The organism is Virgibacillus necropolis (assembly GCF_044793635.1).
Lineage (GTDB): Bacteria > Bacillota > Bacilli > Bacillales > Amphibacillaceae > Virgibacillus_F > Virgibacillus_F necropolis_A.
The window spans coordinates 3,049,537-3,067,991 of sequence record NZ_CP084992.1 but is presented as its reverse complement, the minus strand read 5'-3'; the positions used below and the strand labels follow the sequence as shown (position 1 = coordinate 3,067,991).

Below are 18,455 nucleotides of genomic sequence, written 5' to 3'. Positions count from 1 at the left end.
GTGCCTATTATTATACGGCTTTTCTAGTATTACCTTGTTGCATCTGGTACATCTGATAATACATTCCTTTGACATGTATCAGTTGCGCATGGCTTCCTTGTTCTTTTATCATACCATGGTCAAGAACAAAAATTGTGTCAGCTTGCTGAATAGTTGATAATCGATGTGCAATTACAAGAGTAGTACGACCTTTTTTTAGAATATCTAGTGCCCGTTGAATAACAGCTTCTGTCTCCGTATCAACATTAGCAGTGGCTTCATCTAAAATTAGTATAGCAGGGTCAAATGCCAAAGCACGGGCGAATGACAATAACTGTCGTTCCCCTAAAGAGAATGTACTGCCACCTTCTGTTACTGGGTCATCGTACTTTTTAGGTAATTTTTCAATAAATCGATCCGCACCAACAGCTTTTAATGCATTAATGGCCTGTTCCCTTGTGATTGTTGGATCACCCATTGTAACATTGGAAAGGATGGTGCCTGAGAATAGAAATGGATCCTGAAGAACGATGCCCATATGGCTTCGAACCTGTTGACGCGACCATTCTTTTGTAGAGTTCCCATCAATCGTAATGGTTCCCTTTTGTGGGTCATAAAAGCGGAACAACAGATTCATAATCGAACTTTTACCTGATCCTGTATGCCCTACAAATGCTGCAGTTTTCCCAGCCTCAACTTGGAAGGATATATTATTTAATACATAATCCTTGTCATTGTAGGCAAAAGATACATTGTCAAATTCTACTTTCCCACGATACTTATCTACATGATCTGTAACGACCTCTTCTCCATCTTGATCCATTAGCTCAAATACTCGATTTCCCGCTACCCTTGCTTGCTCAATAAGTGGCAGCTGGTGAACGATGTCTGTTACAGGCTCGAATAAACGGTTGAGGTAATCAACAAATGCATATAACATACCAATTGAGATGACAGCAGTTGCATCGAACGAGATAAACCCAAAGTACCAAATAAATCCGACAAATGCTAAATTTCGTATTACGGTTACCAAATTATACGATGTCAGCGCACTAAGCTTCACTAACTTTCGTTCAAATGTGTAATGACGGTCATTTAACTTTTCAAAATCCTTTTTTGTATTCTTTTCATGTCGAAATGCTTGAATAATAGGCATCCCTTGAATTGCTTCATTAATACTTCCATTTATATCACTTATTGTAGTTCTAATAACGGTATTATATTTTGTACCAAAATGTTTATATGCTTTCATCCATCCAAGAATCAATGGAATAAGCAGCAAACACATAAAGGCCAATTTTACATCCAGTATGAAAAGTGCAATAAAAATCCCTGCCATGTAAATGACACTCGTCACTACTATGGAGAGAACTCGTTCATACAAGTCCCTTATCGCTTCTGTATCATTCGTAATTCTTGCAACAACTTTCCCTGCTGGTTGATCGACATAATAGTTAATAGGAATTCTCTGTGTATGCTCAAATATGTCATTCCGCATTCTCTTCACAATTTGATTGGACGCCTTTTGTAATAAAAACGTTTTAAAAAACTGAAAGAAAGCAGCAATTACTAACAAAAACATATAAAGTCCTAAAAGGAATAGTATTGGTCCTTTTTCAGGTTGGAAAAAAGGATATATTTCAGAAAAAGATAGCTTTTCCCCTGTAAAAGTACGTTTTCCTTCATCCGTTTTAATGATAATTTTATTTCCTTCTATACTTCGTTTACCATTTAGCGGCACGTTAGCATCCACAAGGTAATAATCCCGTTCTACCTGAAAGATAGTTACACGTTCTTTCGATTGATCCTGATCTGTTAGCCGATCCGATCGCTTATAATAATTAGCATCATGCTTCACTGTATACTCGTCATTATTATTTTCAACCTGATGCCAGTTTCCTTCAATTCCAAGAATATGTTCATCTATAATTCGTTTTGCTATTAAAGGACCTGCCAGCTCCAATGCCACAGCAATAATTAAGCAAACCAAGCCGATAATAATACTTCTTTTATAATGTAATGCATAAAGAAATAATCTTTTTTCAGTTGATGCTTTTTTCATTAGGAACGCACCTCCTCATCTTCTAGCTGCTGTTGATTGTATTGCTCTTTATACCAGCCATCACGTGCAACTAGTTCATTATGTGTTCCTTGTTCTATTATTTTTCCTTCTTCTAAAACAATAATGTGGTCTGCGTGTGTTACGGCAGACAAACGATGTGCTGCAATAAAAGTTGTTTTACTTTGACGTTCTTTTCGTAAGTGTTCAATAATTTTAGATTCCGTTTTGCCATCAACGGCTGATAACGAATCATCTAATATCAAAATTTCCGGATCCTTAATAAATGCACGCGCTAACGCAACACGTTGCTTTTGTCCACCTGATAATGTGACACCACTTTCACCTACCTGTGTGTCTAAACCTTGTGGCAGTTGCTTCATGTCATTTAAAAAGTACGCGAGATCCATGACACGATAAATTTCTTTATCCGTTGCATCCGCTTTTCCAAATTGAATATTTTCCCGAATGCTTTTTGAGAACATCATTTGATCTTGTGGTACATAACCAATCCATGACCTTATGTGTTCTAGATTGATGTCATTTAAATCAATCCCAGAAATTTTTATTTTCCCTTGTACTCCAGGATATTGACGTAATAGCAATTTAAATAATGTTGTTTTCCCTGCACCTGTTTTCCCAACAATCCCTATGGTTTGACCACGTTTTACGTGCAAGTAAATATCGTCTAATCGTTTTACTTCCGTTTCAGGATAAGTAAATGATACGTGGTCATACTCAATAGTATCCAATTGTTCTACAAATTTCGGCGACACTGGATTTTTCACATCTGCCTCGTAATCTAGTGTTTCGTTTACACGATCCAATGAAGCATTACCGCGCTGCATGATATTGATCAATTCGCCAACTGCAAACATTGGCCAGATTAACATCCCTAAATAAACGTTAAATGTAACAAGATCACCTAGTGTAATTGCGTTTTCAAAAACAAGTAATGCCCCGTACCCAAGGCCGATTGTGTATGAAAAACCAACAAGAATTTTCATCGTAGGTTCAAATAAGGCATCAATCTTAGCAACCTCAATATTTTTTTGATATACATCATCAGTCATTTTGGCAAACCGTTTCGCGTCTTGCCTTTCCTGGACAAATGCACGAATAACCCGAACTCCACGAATGGATTCCAGTACCTCGTTATTCATATCACCAAATGCATTCTGAGCTTCCATAAAGCGCTTATGAATGGTTCCACCATACTTATTCATAACTACCGCCATGATTGGCAATGGAATTAAAGCAGCTAGTGTTAAAGGCCAACTTATTGTAAATCCCATAACAACAATAATCATTACCATAAACAGGCTTGAGTCGACTAAAGTTAACACACCAAACCCTGCTGTTAACTGAATGGATCTAAGATCATTTGTACTACGTGCCATCAAATCTCCTGTTCTAAATTTCCCAAAAAACGTTGGTGTCATGTTTAAGAAATGATCCATTAACCTACTTCTGGACAAACGCTCTAATTTTGCAGCTCCACTAAATAATGTATAATCCCATAAAAATGATATCGCATAATGCACAACAATTAATACAAGATAACCAGCAATAAGCGTTATCAAAAGCTTCATTGTCAACGTTTCAAATTGAATTTTATCAATTGCAAAACCAACCAATTTCGGTGGGATCAACCCGATCGCACTGGCAATAATTAAAGCAACAATTGCAAACACATAACTTTTCCAATACTGTTTAAAAAACCAATCTAATTTCTTAAAAACCTGAAACATGTTACTCACCTTCTTTTTCTCTTTTTGCATATAATTTTTTTCAAATCGCCACTATGACCTTGAAAGCACAAAAAAACATACGTCACAATGACGCATGTTTTCATAAAAGTATGGGGGATCTGCAAATCACCCATACAATATAAGAAGGCCACAGCTAGGTGTGACCTTCTTAAGAGTATAAAAAACAATATGTAATACTATAGTTTTCCGCTCTGAAGGTCACTAATAATTATGAAATTTGTTTGGTTTAACTGAATGATTTTTTCCATTTTAATGACCTCCTTTCGATTTGATTCTCAATAATTATAGTATTTTGAAAAATATTAGTCAATACATTTTTTATTTATTTTTCAAATTCTTAATTTTTCTTTAAAATCTTGACTATTATGCCGAAAGTAATACTATACATACTTCAAATAAAAACTAGGTATGTCTGGTAAGTAGAGGGGGAACTATCTTGTTTGGCAAAAAAAATAATAGCCGCAAAAATTTACAGCAACAATTAGATCACGCAAATGCACAAATCGTGAGAATAAATCATGAAAAAGATGAAATTTATAAAGAAAATAGAACTTTTCTTGCTAGGTTTGAAAAAGATTTATTACATACTATTGATCAACATGAACATGTAAATTCACAGCATCATGATTTAGAGGATTTAATCATTCAAATAAAACAACGGTTTGAAGAGATTCAATCTCTTGGACAAGCTTCAAGTGAACATTCCAATCACTTACTTGAAAAAGGAAATGGACTCGTTCATTCATCAGATTCATTATCAAAGCAATCTGAGGATTACCAGGAAATAATGACTAAAAACAAGCATCTTATGGACAGTCTGGAAACACAAATGACTAAAACTGCTGGTAGCATGAAAGAGCTTGGCGAACATTCCAATACAATTAAGAAAATTGTACAAGTTATAAGTGAAATAGCAAACCAAACAAATTTATTAGCCTTAAATGCTTCCATTGAGGCAGCACGTGCAGGTGAACATGGAAAAGGATTTGCTGTAGTGGCAGCCGAAGTTCGAAAGCTTGCGGAAAATACCGCTGAAAGTACGCACCATATCGATGAGGTAACTACTACGATACAACATAAAATACAGGAAGCCGAACAAGATACGTATGAAAACCAAAAGACCTTACAAGCATCTACTGAAATTAATAATAAAACAGTTGATATGCTAAAGGAAATGGCTTCCATAGTACAAACGGTAAAATCCAATACGCAGGATGTATTAAAAAATATGAACAGTCAAAATGAATTAACGGTAGAAATGGTAAGCTACATTGACGAAACAAATGACTCATTTGAAACGATCAAACAAGCGATTATGCAGCATATAGAGGATGCAACGGTTGTTGATAAACAACTGGCGTCGGGGGTAGAAGGAATACAAGGAATTTCACCTACTAAATAAATATAAAGTGCAAAAGAGAATCGTTATAATTGAACGATTCTCTTTTGTTTGCGTCTTCCATACCGATCAGACGCTTACCCGTATTTGTCTTAACTTACCTGTTTAATGTGCTTGAGATTTCGTGGTGTCTTTTTCACTTAACCCAAGCTTTACCATTAGTTCAACCTTGTCATGCGGCACTTCGGTTTCTTGGGAAATTCTTTCGATTGAGACATGTGGATGTTTTATGACAAAACTCTGTACTCGATTACTTTCCATTAAGCAAGAATTGCACATTGTAAACGGACTAGATTCCATTGGCTTTTTACACAATCGACAATCACGTACAATTTCTCCCATATACTCACCCCTTATGCCTTGTTACTAACAAGCATACAACTTTTGCTAAAATCTAACAATAAAATTTATATTATATATTGAAAAACAGTTCTTTTTACACTGTTCAGGCTATTACTTATTATCTATTAGCGATAATTAGCACCGGTTCACCTTTATCCAGAATAATGATATAATGCTTAAGGTGAATTTTTAGTGAACGAACGAATGGAAGTGGAAATATGCAACACAAGAGCAAATACAAAAAAATTGAACCCGCATCTGGTGCGATTATTATGGCAAGTGGAATTTTTTTAATTGGTACAGTAAATGCCTTTCCGGTATTAGATTCTCAATTAGGTAAATATCTAGCAATACTAGTTATGATTGCTTGGGTTGTTATATATAAATCATTATCTATTCAATTCTTCCAGCGTGATTTTTTGATTCCATTTATTAAACATCCAGTCAAATCTTTTGCCATAGGTACTTGGATTGCTGGTGTCTCCGTTTTATGTAATGTGTTTATCAAATATTTCCCTGAAATCATCCTTATTACAAAAGCAATGGCTATTTTAAATACATTTTTATGGTTATTTTTCTTAGTGACCTGTTGTTATAACTTTCGTAAACTTTTTTTTGAAAATAAAAGGTACCCAGTACATGGTGCTATTTTGTTATCAACGGTTGGCACGCAATCTATCATTTTGCTTTTAAACAATGTGTTCTTTCAATTTCCGACCTATTTTTCAAAAGCAATTATTATTCTTGGTTTTATATTTTATTTTGCAGGAATCATATTGATAAGTAAACGCTATGTGCAACAAAAAAATTGGACCTTAGCGAATGATTGGTCAAATACGAACTGTATTATTCATGGTGCATTATCGATTACGGGCTTAGCTATAGTTACATCAAATACCTTCACACCAGCGTTTGTTGCTGTTTTTTGGGTGATCGTATTCTTATTACTGGTCGTTATTGAGGCTATAGAAGTATTGCGTGCGATAATACGGATTAAAAATTATGGCTGGAATAAAGGACTATTCGAATACAATGTTAGTCAATGGTCAAGGAATTTCACCTTTGGCATGTTCTATACATTTTCATTAGTCATGCATTTCAATCCCTACTATCCAATACCAGAAATGCTTTTTAATTTCCAAAACAGTTTTATGGCATTTTGGGCTTGGGTAGTCTTGAGTGCACTAATCATTCAAATTGGCATCTTTGTTAAATCACGTATTGAAAACCATAATCATGAAAAGAGAAGTGATCTATCCCAGTATGAAGCTAGTTGAATCAGCTCTAAAATGAAGCACTACAGAAATTCTTCTGTAGTGCTTTTCTATATGTAATAAAATCGATTGTTTCTCGCATACTAACGTTACATGCTTTTTTCAGGAGGTCCATATGCGGAAAAATCGACATAAAAATAAATCCTCCATTTTCCCGATAAAAGTGGGTGAACTTAAGGATTTATTACAAAGTAAGTTTGAGAATAATCCGGATTTAATTTTTTCCATCTACCAGCATCAAAATAAAAGAATAGCTGTATTCTTTATTTCCTATCAAGTTCAAACCGATAAACTGGAAAATTTTTTATTACAACCTTTATTAAATAACAAAAAGGAATGGACGAGTGAATCAATATTAAATGAAATTCCTTTAGATAATGGTACAACCAAAGATAAATTGGAAGATATACTTCAAAAACTATTAATCGGTGAAGCCTTCGTATATGTTGAGGATGAACAGGAAACTGTTTCCTATTTGCTACCAAAAAAAGAAAAACGTCAATTGACTAAAGCTGAAACTGAATCCATTGTTCTCGGTCCAAAAGTAGCATTCACAGAGACACTAATGACAAATTTAAACCTTGTTCGATGGGGAATAAGGTCTACTGACTTGGTATTTGAAGAGATAAAAGTTGGAAAATTAGCCCCACGTGAATTACGGTTGGTATATTTGAAATCGATTACCAATGAAACTGATGTGAATACAATGCGTCAACGGTTACAAAGTCTAGACGTAGATACTATCCCAGATAGCAATGTATTAATGCAATATATTGAGGATTCACAAACTACCGTATTCCCACAGTTCTATTCAACTGAATTACCTGATCGTTTTTGTTACGTCGTAGCAAGTGGAAAAGTGGGTGTGTTGATGGAAGGTAGTCCTAATGGTTTCATTGGACCATCGACACTGTTTAGTTTCTTTGAATCAACAGAAGACATATATATGCGCTGGAATACTGGTTCTTTCTTACGTTTATTGCGTTTTCTCGCCATGATTATATCTGTATTACTTACACCTTTATATGTGGCCGCTGTAACGTATCATTATGAATTAATTCCAACTTCAGAGTTAATTACATTAGGTCAATCACGAGCAGCAGTTCCTTTCCCCCCATTACTAGAGGCCTTAATTTTGGAATTTATGATTGAATTACTTCGTGAAGCAGGTGCAAGGCTCCCGACAAAAGTAGGTCAAACAATGGGTATTGTTGGTGGTATCGTTATAGGGCAAGCAGCAGTTGAAGCCGGTTTAACGAGTAACATCCTAATTATTGTGATTGGAATTAGTGCGCTGGCTTCCTTTACCTCTCCTAGTTATTTAATGGGGACTACCATTCGGGTAATACGTTTTCCAATGATTATATTAGCTGGTCTATTCGGAATTATTGGCATCATGTTAGGTATTTGCTTTTTAATTATTCATCTATTGCGCATCACCTCACTTGGCCGACCTTATTTAACACCATTATATCCATTCAAGTGGAAAGATTTTAATAAGGTACTATTTCGTTTACCTCTCAGCATGCAATCTCATCGGGCGTCTTTATTACGAACAAAGGATGCTACACGGTATAGTACAAAGGAGTCAAAGAAGAAGAAAGACATAGATGAATAGGTTGGTGTAATAATGGATGTAAATGTAAAGATGAAAGATAATTTAGAGATACGTGCGTTTTATCTCTTTTTCATCATAACCTCTATTCAAACGGGTACTGGAATTATGGGTGCACCAAAGTATATATTTATTGAGGCTGGTCGTGATTCGTGGTTAGCAGTACTGATTGCATTTGTTTATATGCTTTTAGTTGTATTGGCCATGCATATTAGTTTAAAACAATATGAAAATGCAGATATTTTTGGAATCCAAATCGATATTTTCGGTGGTTGGATCGGGAAATTGCTTGGAAGCCTATTCATTATACATTTAGCTGCTAGTCTTTTCTCTGTCCTTTCCACCTATATTGAAGTAATCCAAACATTTATCTTTCCAACATTCCCCACTTATACTTTAGCACTTATATTTTTATGTTTAATCGTATACAGTGTACTTGGAGGTATAAGAGTAATCGTCGGGGTAATTTTCATCTTCTTTATTCTAGTTCAATTTTTAATGGTTTTACTAATCGTACCTGCTTTGCGGATTGATATGACGCACCTTTTGCCCACATTTCAAACCTCTTTCATGGATCTACTAAAAGGGGCTAAAGCTACCTCCTATAGTTTTCTTGGATTTGAGATACTTTTCTTGTTATATCCTTTCATACAAAATAAGAAAAACGTAAAACTTCCAATTTTTCTTGGCGTAACTTGGACAGCCTTTACACTGCTCCTTGTAACCGTAATAGCAATTGGTTACTACAGTCCAAAACAATTGGTAACATTAGATTGGTCTGTGCTTGAACTGTTTAAAGTTGTATCTTTTTCCTTCATTGAGCGCTTTGACTATGTCGTTGTTGCAGTTTGGATGATGGTTATTTTGCCCAATATGATCCTACTAATGTGGGGAATGACTTATGGGGTAAAACGTTTGTATAAGGTTTCACAGAAAAAGACACTTTATATTTGTTCAGCTGTAATATTCGTTTTGTGCAACATACTTAAAGACAGTCAATCCATTATTAAATTCACCTCTAGCCTTTCTCAGGTAAGCTTTTGGGTTGTCTATGTTTATCCATTTTTATTACTGCTACTGGTACTAATAAAAAAGAAATGGCGTAAAAATAAGGGTGAAATATAGTGATGAATAAAAAACTGTTGATACTACTACTTCTAATCTTCATTACGATGCTAAATGGATGTCTACCGTCCAAAGAAATTGAAAGCCTTGGAATTATCAATACAAGAGGTGTCGATATTTCAGATGAAGGAAAATTGGAAACAACCATCATATATTTTCAATTTGACTCTCAAACAAAGGACATTACTGAAATTGTGAAAGGTGTTGGAGAGACAATAAAGGGTGCAAGAGCAAACGCCAATTTCAAAACCAATTATGAACTAACACCAGGCCAAATCCGCTTAGAGCTATATGGAATGGAAGCTGCCAAGAAGGGTTTAATTCAATACGTAGATACATTGGCCCGTGATGCCAAAGCTGCGGACACCATGTACCTTGCAGTAAGTGATACAACTGCAAAAAGTATACTAACCACTGATCAAGAAGGCTTTTCAAAAAATATTGGCCATTTTTTATACCGTTTACTTGAGCAAACGATAAAGGATGATGTTATTCCGCGAACGACCTTACAGGATTTTATCCATGTTTATTATGATGTGGGTAAAGATCCTATATTACCTATGTTAAAGATTCAGGAAGGAAAACCATACTTATATGCGATGGCGGTTTTTAAAGATGACAAATATGTTGGTAAAATATCTACTAGCGACGCATTTTTATTAAATATGTTGGAAAAATCGGTGGAGTCCACCATGTTAGAATTAGAGCTTCCCCTAAAACCGTTTAAAAAACATTTAGCAAATTCCGGGGATAAGAAGGATGATAAAAAAACATTCAATGTTTTACTCAGTGTATTGAACGGTAAAGGAAAAACAAAAATCGACAATTTTAAAAATCTAACATTCGAAACACATGTAGAAGTTGATTTACGTTTACTTGAGCTAACAAAACAAATCAAGCTTACAAATCCAAAAGTTGAAGCATTATTAGAAAAGGAAATAGAGAAAAATTTGGAACAACAATATGAAGATCTTTTAGCAAAAGTAAAAGAACTAAATGCTGATCCGTTCGGTTATGGAAATATCTATCGAAGTCACAAGAAAAACGGAAAACTAAAAGATAAAGTCTGGAGAGATAAATTTCCAAATATAAAAGTGAATTTTCAAGTAGATGCCAAAATTTTACGCCATGGCATCACCGAATAATAAACGCGCCCCAGTTTATGAGGCGCGTTTTGTAATTAAAAACGTTTAATAGTATTAGGGTGAGAACCTACTCTGAAATCTTCATTCATTTTATTCATAAAATTCATGTCTTCCGTTGCTATTTCAAAATCAAATACATCAGCATTTTCCTTTTGACGTGATGCATTTGTAGATTTTGGAATTACAATAAAGTCATTTTCCAGATGCCATCTAATGATTAGTTGTGCTACTGATTTGTTATATTTTATTGCCATTTTCACCAACAAAGGATCATCTAAATATTTTGCACGGCCAAGTGGTGACCATGATTCAACAGCAATGTTATGTTCCCGACAATATGCTACCGTACTTGTTTGTAATAATTTTGGATGTAACTCAATTTGGTCGATAACCGGCATTTCACTAGCTGTTTTAGACAGCTCTTCTAAATGATGATCAAGAAAATTACTAACACCAATCGCTCGAACATGTTCACTTTTATTAGTCTCTTCCAAGGCCTTCCATGTATCTGGAAAAACTTCCGGTACCGGCCAGTGAATCAAAAATAAATCTAAATAATCAAATCCTAATTTCTCCATACTCTGCTCAAACGCTTTTAAAGCTTTCTCGTAACCATGATCATCATTCCAGACTTTACTTGTTACAAAAATATCTTCCCGAGGAATTCCAGAGTTTCGAACAGCTTTCCCTACACCTTCTTCGTTACCGTAGAAGCTAGCTGTATCAATATGTCGATAACCTAAATCAAGTGCATTAGATACTGTATCATATACCTGATCATCTGGAACTTTATATACACCAAGACCTAATCTCGGGATTGAAATACCGTTTGAAAGTTGTTTTGAACTAGAAATATTCATGTAAACACCCTTTAATCATTAATTAAAACCCATATCCAATGGTATCTTTAAAACGTCTGTTTTTGAACCATCTTTCGCTGAAAAAAAGAATAATTCAATTGTTGTTGCAAGTTCTTTATCAAAGGCAATTTCGAATTCTCCCCACGTTGGAGCACCTTCTGTATGATAGTTATCTTGTTTTACAATTTCACTTTTATTAATAATAGCATATTGAAATACTCCTTCAAACACACGCGCTTTACCTGTAACAACAAATTGATTTCCAGATTCATTTACTGTTACATCCTTGAATGACTCATTTTCATAGACCTTTTGTTCTTCTTTTTCTTGTTGCTCTTCCTGGTTTTTGTTCTTATTTTCTTCCTCATTGTCATTACTACAAGCTACTAAAGCGGCAAACAGTAAGGTAATTATCATTAATAATAGAAATTTTTTCAATGCAATAACCTCCCTTTTTTCTATTATATTCCCATTTTAAAAATAATCGCATCATACATATTTTCTGATTGCTTATCTGGATTAATCTTGTTATCATAAAATAGTTCACTTGTTAAACTATTCATCAATTGAACCTTTATATGAATTTTGGAGGTGTTTTAAAATAATGGATATATATTTGCTCATTAGCCGTTATCAAACCGCGATGAACACCATTTACCGTGGAGTAAATAATATTTTGAAGGAAAAAATACATTCTGAGATAACGACAGATCAATTTTCTACCTTGCAATACATTAGAAATAATGAAAAATGCACCAGTACAGATATCGCTCATGCCTTTGGTGTCGGAAAAAGCGCTGTTACAGCACAAATTAATCGGTTATTTGATAAAGACCTAATCGAACGAAACCGGGATCAATCTGATCGCCGAAACGTTTATTTACACGTAACGCCTAAAGGTCTAGAACTAGTCGAATTTACCGAAAAAGAGGTTTACGCAGTAATTGGGGAACAACTTTCACATTTTGATAAAGAAGAAATCACCATGTTTATCCAATCACTTGAAAAATTGGCAAACGTTATGGATAAGCGTTAAAAGGAGAATTCATCATGAAACAAATTATTCGTTTTCGTTGGTTGATTGCTATTTTATGGGTAGCTGCAGCAGTTTCGCTATTTATTTTTTCACCGAACCTTCAAGAACTTGTTCGGGAGAAGGGACAAATTTCAGTTCCAGAAGATTATCCATCACAGGAAGCAAGTGCGCTATTAGACCAAATGTCAGAAAATAATGGCGAAAATACAACTAGTGCAGTTCTTGTTTTTCACGATGACAATGGTATAGATAAATATGAAAAACAAGAAGTATCAAAAGCAATTGATAAACTAAAGGAAAGTAAAAATAATCTTGGCCTTTCTAATATATTGGCATTCACGGAAGATCCTGCAATTGAGGAACAAACAGTTTCTAATGATGGTACTACTATTCTAGTACCGTTTAACCTTTCACTATCTAACCAGGAAATCGGTGAGTCACGCGAAAAAATTTATCATACAGTTGATAAAATTGAAGTTGAACACTACTTAACCGGTGAAGATTACATTCAATTAGACATAACAAAAAACTCAGAGGAAGGTTTAAAGCGAACTGAATTCATCACTGTTGGGTTGATTTTAATCATCCTGTTTATCGTTTTCAAATCTTTCGTTGCACCATTTATCCCATTATTGACGGTGGGGATTAGTTACCTTGCAGCTCAAGGGGTAGTTTCAATCCTTGCTGATACTGTAGGATTTCCATTATCCACATTTACGCAAATTTTCATGGTTGCTGTTATGTTTGGTATCGGCACCGATTATTGTATTCTATTAATCAGTAGATTTAAAGAGGAACTCGCGAACCATGATTCCATAAAAGAGGCTGTTGTCACCACCTATAAATCAGCTGGAAAAACAATCTTCTTTGCCGGATTGGCGGTTTTAGTTGGGTTCTCAACAATTGGATTGTCAACATTTTCACTCTATCAATCTGCCGTAGCGGTCGCAGTTGGTGTAGCAGTAGTGTTAATAGCTTTAGCAACATTAGTACCATTTTTCTTAGTAGTATTAGGCAAAAAACTATTCTGGCCTTTTGACAAAAATGTCTCCCATAAGGAAAGTAAGCTATGGAAGTCTACCGGATTATTTTCATGGGGACGCCCTGTGATTGCATTGCTTATTGTAGCAGCAATTACAGTACCATTTTTACTGACTTATGATGGGAATAAATCATACAACTCCCTGCAGGAAATTGGGGATGAATATGGGTCTGTAAAAGCATTTAATTGGATTGCTGATAGCTTCGGGCCTGGTCAAACGATGCCTACAACCGTTGTTCTTGAAACGGATGAACCAATTGATTCTGTTGAGGAATACCAGGATATCGCAACAATTTCACAAGAAATCGCACAAATGGATGGTGTCGAACAAGTCAGAAGTGCTACGAGGCCAGCCGGTGAAATTATCGAAGACTTTTTAGTGAATAAACAAACAGGTAAATTAGCTGACGGTATTAGTCAAAGTACGGATGGTATAAAAGAAATACAAGAAGGACTTGCGAAAGCATCTGAAGAATTAAAAAGTGCAACACCGAAGCTTGAAGAAGCAAAAAGCGGTGTCGATCAACTGATGGAAGGCACACAAGCTGCAAATAATGGTATCGGTGATATTAGTGATGCACTTGTTAAAATTCAGAATGGTATCCAATCCGGCTCGCAAGGTGCGGCTGAAATAAAAACTAATTTGCAAACGATTAAAAGTAATTTAGATCAAACAATTGCTAGTAACAGTCAATTGTTAGATGGTTATCAACAGCTTGCTGATGGATTGGCAGGATTTGGTACACAAAGCACAGATGTACAGCAACTTGATAAACTAACAAGTACTTTACAAGGGGCAAAAACAAGCATTACCAATGCAAAAAAGATTGCTATAGAATCAAATCAAGAGCTAGAAAACAATAAAAAGTTTATACAAGAATACAAGTCATCGATTGCACGAATCGACGGTGCAATCGATGGAATTAATAAATTAGAAACACAGCTTAAAAAGCTTTCCGACGCACAAGCACAAGTACAAAACAAAGTAATTGCACCACTAAAAGAACTGAATACCGGATTTAGCAAGACTATTGTTGGTCAAGAACAGCTTTCACAAGGAATTGGAAAATTGATTGATGGGATTTCCGAGTTGCAATCGGGATTAAACAAAGCAGCTGACGGTCAAGGTCAAGTCGTTAACAATATTCCAAGTCTACAGGACGGATTATCACAAATTTATGGTGGTCAAGAAGAATTAAAAAGTGCCTTTACTGACATGCAAGATCAGCTTGGACAATTGTCAACTGGTCTAGGAAAAAGTTCTGACGGATTACAACAAATTTATGATGGTCTATCTGAGGTAGAACGTTATCTGGGTGATTTCAACGCTGAGGGAAGTAAGCCTACAGTAGTTATTCCAGAGCAGGCATTGGAAAGCGAAGCATTTATCGAAGGAACCAAATCCTATATTTCAGACGATAAAACAATTACGAAGTTAGATGTGGTGTTGAAGGATAACCCATACTCTTCTGAAGCGATTGAAATGGTCGATAAAATCGAAAACACCATAAATGATGCAAAAGACGGAACTGTATTTGCGGACAGTGATCCTAAGCTCGGTGGAATTAGCAGTACCAACAACGACCTTCAAAATATCTCGGATGCAGATTACTCAAGAACAGTGACGTTAATGATTATTGGGCTCTTTATCGTACTGGTAATCATGCTACGATCATTAATCATTCCGATTTATTTAATCGGCTCGCTCATCTTAACTTATTTCACGTCACTAGGAGTTACAGAAGTTATTTTTGTAAACATTCTAGGGTATGACGGATTATCATGGGCCATTCCGTTCTTCGGTTTTGTTATGTTAATGGCTTTAGGAATCGACTATAGTATATTCCTTATGGACCGATTCAAAGAATACAAGGAAATATCTATTAAAGATGCATTGATAAACTCCATGAAAAACATGGGAACCGTTATTATCTCAGCAGCGCTAATTTTGGGCGGGACATTTGGAGCAATGCTTCCATCAGGCGTATTATCACTTTTGGAAATCGCAACAGTGGTACTAACAGGATTATTCCTTTATGCCTTTGTCATGCTACCTTTATTCGTACCAGTAATGGTCCGTATTTTCGGTAAAGTAAATTGGTGGCCGTTTAGAAGATAATAAACAGAATAAAGTATATTGGTGGAACAGCTTTTGCTGTTTCACTTTTTTTGGCCTGCATTGTTTAATGCTATTATAATATGAAATATTAAAACAAAATCAAACTCCTCAAAAGCCAGTATTGTAACTGGTAATGAGGAGTTATTTTTCTTACTTACTATTAATTTTTATGATTTCAATTACTCGGTCTTTTGCTTTCGCGCTTTGATAGGAGTCCATATTGGTCTTTATGATTAATTCGTGTTCTTTTAATTGAAGCAACTCCTGAACAAGTGTTTCTTCAGTTAATGTTTCTTCTTCCATCACACGTGCATATCTTTTTTCTGCAAAGGATTTAGCATTAATAATTTGGTCTCCCCTACTCGATCCTTTTGATAATGGGACAAGTATCATCGGAATTTTCAACGATAAAAATTCAAATATTGCATTTGATCCTGCTCGTGATAAGACAAAATCAGTAGCAGCAAAAAGATCTTTTAACTCGGCGTTAACATATTCAAATTGAACATATCCGGGTCTGTTGAATTCAGGTTCTGTTTTACCAATACCGCAGACATGGATAATTTGAAATTCGTCTAACAGTTTATCTAAACTAGCCCGCACACTGTCATTAATTTTTTTCGAACCACCGCTTCCACCCATAATAAGCAATACTGGCTTTTTGTTTGTAAAACCACAAAATGCTAATCCCTTTTCTTTACTACCTTGGAAAAGTTCATCGCGAACAACTGCACCAACATATTCGGCTTTTTGTTCAGGCAGATACTCCATGGTTTCCGGAAATGTTGCAAGTACTTTTTTAACAAAAGGAATTGCGATTTTATTAGCAAGACCAGGTGTGAAGTCAGATTCATGGATGACAGCTGGCACGCGTCGAACTTTTGCAGCCAACACAACTGGAACGGATACAAATCCACCTTTTGAAAAAATAATCGATGGTTTACTTTTTCCAATAATTCGCCATGCCTGCATGGTTCCTTTTAACACTTTAAATGGATCTTTCACATTTTCTTTAGACAAATACCGGCGTAGCTTTCCAGTAGAAATTGGGTGATATGTTACACCATCTAATTCTTCTATCAGCTTTCGTTCGATTCCATCCTTTGATCCTATATAATTGATTTCCCATCCCTCACGCTGGAAGATAGGAATAACTGCTAAATTTACGATGACATGACCTGCTGTGCCGCCACCCGTAAACAGAATACTTTTTTTATTCATTTATTGTAGGTCCCTTCTTTCGCAATACGAAGTAAAACGGTATAATTGCATTTATTACTCTTTGCAATCACTTCTTATATTAGTAGAAAATTATAGAAAAAGGAAGACATTTATGTATGAAACATCGACGTTAAAAGAAAAATTAAAGCTGTTTACAATCATATTAATACCTATTCTAGTTACCCAAGTCAGCATGTATTTGATGAACTTTTTTGATACGGTGATGTCAGGTCAGGCAGGTGCAAAAGACCTCGCTGGTGTGGCAATTGGCTCTAGTCTTTGGGTTCCAGTTTTCACTGGAATTAATGGTGTTCTGCTGGCCATTACACCGATTATTGCACATTTAATTGGTGCGAAAGCTAATCATGAAATAGCAAAAAAGGTTCAACAAGGTGTTTACCTTGCAACAGCGCTTGCAATTTTAGTCGTTATTGTAGGTGCATTTGCATTAAATCCTATTTTACATGTAATGGACCTGGAAGCGGAAGTACGACATACTGCTAAATATTATATTATTTGGCTTGTAACCGGAATTGTGCCTTTATTCATTTTTAATACCTTACGCTGTTTTATTGATGCACTCGGTCAAACGCGTATCTCTATGATTATTATTTTAATCTCATTGCCTATAAACATATTCTTTAACTATATATTCATCTTTGGTAAATTTGGTGTCCCTGCATTTGGTGGTATAGGATCTGGAATTGCTACCGCACTAACCTATTGGTTGGTCTGTTTTATTGCATTTGGAATTCTTTATAAAATGCACCCGTTTAAAGAATACGACCTTTTTTCTAATTGGATAAAACCATCCTTAGTTGATTGGTGGGAGCAGTTAAAGATTGGTATTCCAATTGGTTTTTCTATATTTTTCGAAACGAGTATTTTTTCAGCAGTAACTTTATTCATGAGCGTTTACAGTACCTATACAATTGCTGCGCACCAAGCTGCAATTAACTTTGCTTCTTTATTATATATGATTCCATTGAGTGTAGGAATTGCACTTACAATCGCGATAGGCTTTGAAGTTGGTGGTAAACGTTTTGCCGAGGCTAAGACTTATGGTTACATTGGCATTAGTGGAGGATTATTTATCGCGATTTTTGCCGGACTCGTTTTATACGTGTTTAATGACATGGTAGCGAACCTCTATACAGATAATGCAGAGGTTGTGGAATTAACCAAGCAATTCATTTACTATGCAATCTTCTTCCAGCTCGCAGATGCGTTTGGAGCTCCGATTCAAGGTGCGTTGCGAGGATACAAAGATGTGAATCTTACGTTGATCACTTCGTTTATCTCTTATTGGGTAATCGGGTTACCAAGTGGTTGGCTACTTGCGAATTACACTGCACTTGAACCGTTCGGCTATTGGGTTGGAATTATTATTGGACTAAGCTGTGGAGCTGTTGCTTTGTTATGGCGGTTGCTTTATTTACAAAAAAAATATACAACACAATAAACTCA

General features: G+C 35.5%; 14 protein-coding genes. 8 read left to right on the top strand and 6 right to left on the bottom strand.

Annotated features, from left to right (window positions below; genetic code table 11):
* Positions 1 to 10 precede the first annotated feature (10 nt).
* Both LG329_RS14980 and LG329_RS14975 read right to left on the bottom strand, forming a co-directional pair.
* The gene (locus tag LG329_RS14980) at positions 11 to 2,041 is read right to left on the bottom strand and encodes an ABC transporter ATP-binding protein (RefSeq protein WP_404451622.1); all 2,031 of its coding nucleotides are present in this window, start codon (positions 2,039 to 2,041) and stop codon (positions 11 to 13) included.
* Complete coding sequence (locus tag LG329_RS14975; RefSeq protein ID WP_404451621.1) at positions 2,041 to 3,789, bottom strand: ABC transporter ATP-binding protein; 1,749 nt, start codon at positions 3,787 to 3,789, stop codon at positions 2,041 to 2,043. Before LG329_RS14975 ends, LG329_RS14980 begins: the two co-directional genes overlap by 1 nt.
* Positions 3,790 to 4,246: 457 nt before the next feature.
* Between LG329_RS14975 and LG329_RS14970 the strand changes: the two genes are divergently transcribed.
* Entirely contained in the window at positions 4,247 to 5,212 is a 966-nt protein-coding gene (locus tag LG329_RS14970) for a methyl-accepting chemotaxis protein (RefSeq protein ID WP_404451620.1), read from the top strand.
* Between the two features lie 102 nt (positions 5,213 to 5,314).
* Here the strand turns inward: LG329_RS14970 and LG329_RS14965 are convergent, their stop codons facing one another.
* Positions 5,315 to 5,551, bottom strand: a complete 237-nt coding sequence (locus LG329_RS14965; protein WP_404451619.1) for a hypothetical protein — start codon at positions 5,549 to 5,551, stop codon at positions 5,315 to 5,317.
* Between the two features lie 218 nt (positions 5,552 to 5,769).
* Here LG329_RS14965 and LG329_RS14960 point away from each other — a divergent pair, with 218 nt between their 5' ends.
* The 4 genes from LG329_RS14960 (at position 5,770) to LG329_RS14945 (ending at position 10,710) form a co-directional block, all read left to right on the top strand.
* Entirely contained in the window at positions 5,770 to 6,828 is a 1,059-nt protein-coding gene (locus LG329_RS14960; RefSeq protein WP_404451618.1) for a hypothetical protein, read from the top strand.
* A 112-nt stretch (positions 6,829 to 6,940) separates the two neighbouring features.
* On the top strand, positions 6,941 to 8,443 hold the full coding sequence (locus LG329_RS14955; RefSeq protein WP_404451617.1) for a spore germination protein: 1,503 nt from the start codon (positions 6,941 to 6,943) through the stop codon (positions 8,441 to 8,443).
* A 12-nt stretch (positions 8,444 to 8,455) separates the two neighbouring features.
* Positions 8,456 to 9,565, top strand: a complete 1,110-nt coding sequence (locus LG329_RS14950) for a GerAB/ArcD/ProY family transporter (protein WP_404451616.1) — start codon at positions 8,456 to 8,458, stop codon at positions 9,563 to 9,565.
* A 2-nt stretch (positions 9,566 to 9,567) separates the two neighbouring features.
* Entirely contained in the window at positions 9,568 to 10,710 is a 1,143-nt protein-coding gene (locus tag LG329_RS14945) for a Ger(x)C family spore germination protein (protein WP_404456703.1), read from the top strand.
* A 35-nt stretch (positions 10,711 to 10,745) separates the two neighbouring features.
* On the opposite strand, the gene LG329_RS14940 is transcribed toward LG329_RS14945, so the two are convergent.
* Positions 10,746 to 11,570 (bottom strand): aldo/keto reductase, encoded by an 825-nt coding sequence (locus LG329_RS14940; RefSeq protein WP_404451615.1) that lies wholly within the window; start codon positions 11,568 to 11,570, stop codon positions 10,746 to 10,748.
* Positions 11,571 to 11,588: 18 nt separating this feature from the next.
* On the bottom strand, positions 11,589 to 12,008 hold the full coding sequence (locus tag LG329_RS14935) for a Gmad2 immunoglobulin-like domain-containing protein (protein ID WP_404451614.1): 420 nt from the start codon (positions 12,006 to 12,008) through the stop codon (positions 11,589 to 11,591).
* Between the two features lie 166 nt (positions 12,009 to 12,174).
* On the opposite strand from LG329_RS14935, the gene LG329_RS14930 reads away from it, so the two are divergent.
* Together LG329_RS14930 and LG329_RS14925 are read left to right on the top strand one after the other, a co-directional pair.
* On the top strand, positions 12,175 to 12,606 hold the full coding sequence (locus LG329_RS14930; protein WP_404451613.1) for a MarR family winged helix-turn-helix transcriptional regulator: 432 nt from the start codon (positions 12,175 to 12,177) through the stop codon (positions 12,604 to 12,606).
* 14 nt (positions 12,607 to 12,620) lie between these two features.
* Entirely contained in the window at positions 12,621 to 15,767 is a 3,147-nt protein-coding gene (locus tag LG329_RS14925) for an MMPL family transporter (protein ID WP_404451612.1), read from the top strand.
* 150 nt (positions 15,768 to 15,917) lie between these two features.
* On the opposite strand, the gene LG329_RS14920 is transcribed toward LG329_RS14925, so the two are convergent.
* Complete coding sequence (locus tag LG329_RS14920) at positions 15,918 to 16,988, bottom strand: undecaprenyldiphospho-muramoylpentapeptide beta-N-acetylglucosaminyltransferase (RefSeq protein ID WP_404451611.1); 1,071 nt, start codon at positions 16,986 to 16,988, stop codon at positions 15,918 to 15,920.
* A gap of 112 nt (positions 16,989 to 17,100) precedes the next feature.
* Here LG329_RS14920 and LG329_RS14915 point away from each other — a divergent pair, with 112 nt between their 5' ends.
* The gene (locus tag LG329_RS14915; protein ID WP_404451610.1) at positions 17,101 to 18,450 is read left to right on the top strand and encodes an MATE family efflux transporter; all 1,350 of its coding nucleotides are present in this window, start codon (positions 17,101 to 17,103) and stop codon (positions 18,448 to 18,450) included.
* The last annotated feature ends 5 nt before the right edge of the window (positions 18,451 to 18,455 follow it).

Coding starts and splice junctions, on each gene's coding strand:
- LG329_RS14980 (WP_404451622.1), bottom strand. CDS start 2,041: ATGAAAAAAGCATCAACTGAAAAAAGATTATTTCTTTATGCATTACAT.
- LG329_RS14975 (WP_404451621.1), bottom strand. CDS start 3,789: ATGTTTCAGGTTTTTAAGAAATTAGATTGGTTTTTTAAACAGTATTGG.
- LG329_RS14965 (WP_404451619.1), bottom strand. CDS start 5,551: ATGGGAGAAATTGTACGTGATTGTCGATTGTGTAAAAAGCCAATGGAA.
- LG329_RS14960 (WP_404451618.1), top strand. CDS start 5,770: ATGCAACACAAGAGCAAATACAAAAAAATTGAACCCGCATCTGGTGCG.
- LG329_RS14955 (WP_404451617.1), top strand. CDS start 6,941: ATGCGGAAAAATCGACATAAAAATAAATCCTCCATTTTCCCGATAAAA.
- LG329_RS14950 (WP_404451616.1), top strand. CDS start 8,456: ATGGATGTAAATGTAAAGATGAAAGATAATTTAGAGATACGTGCGTTT.
- LG329_RS14945 (WP_404456703.1), top strand. CDS start 9,568: ATGAATAAAAAACTGTTGATACTACTACTTCTAATCTTCATTACGATG.
- LG329_RS14940 (WP_404451615.1), bottom strand. CDS start 11,570: ATGAATATTTCTAGTTCAAAACAACTTTCAAACGGTATTTCAATCCCG.
- LG329_RS14930 (WP_404451613.1), top strand. CDS start 12,175: ATGGATATATATTTGCTCATTAGCCGTTATCAAACCGCGATGAACACC.
- LG329_RS14925 (WP_404451612.1), top strand. CDS start 12,621: ATGAAACAAATTATTCGTTTTCGTTGGTTGATTGCTATTTTATGGGTA.
- LG329_RS14920 (WP_404451611.1), bottom strand. CDS start 16,988: ATGAATAAAAAAAGTATTCTGTTTACGGGTGGCGGCACAGCAGGTCAT.
- LG329_RS14915 (WP_404451610.1), top strand. CDS start 17,101: ATGTATGAAACATCGACGTTAAAAGAAAAATTAAAGCTGTTTACAATC.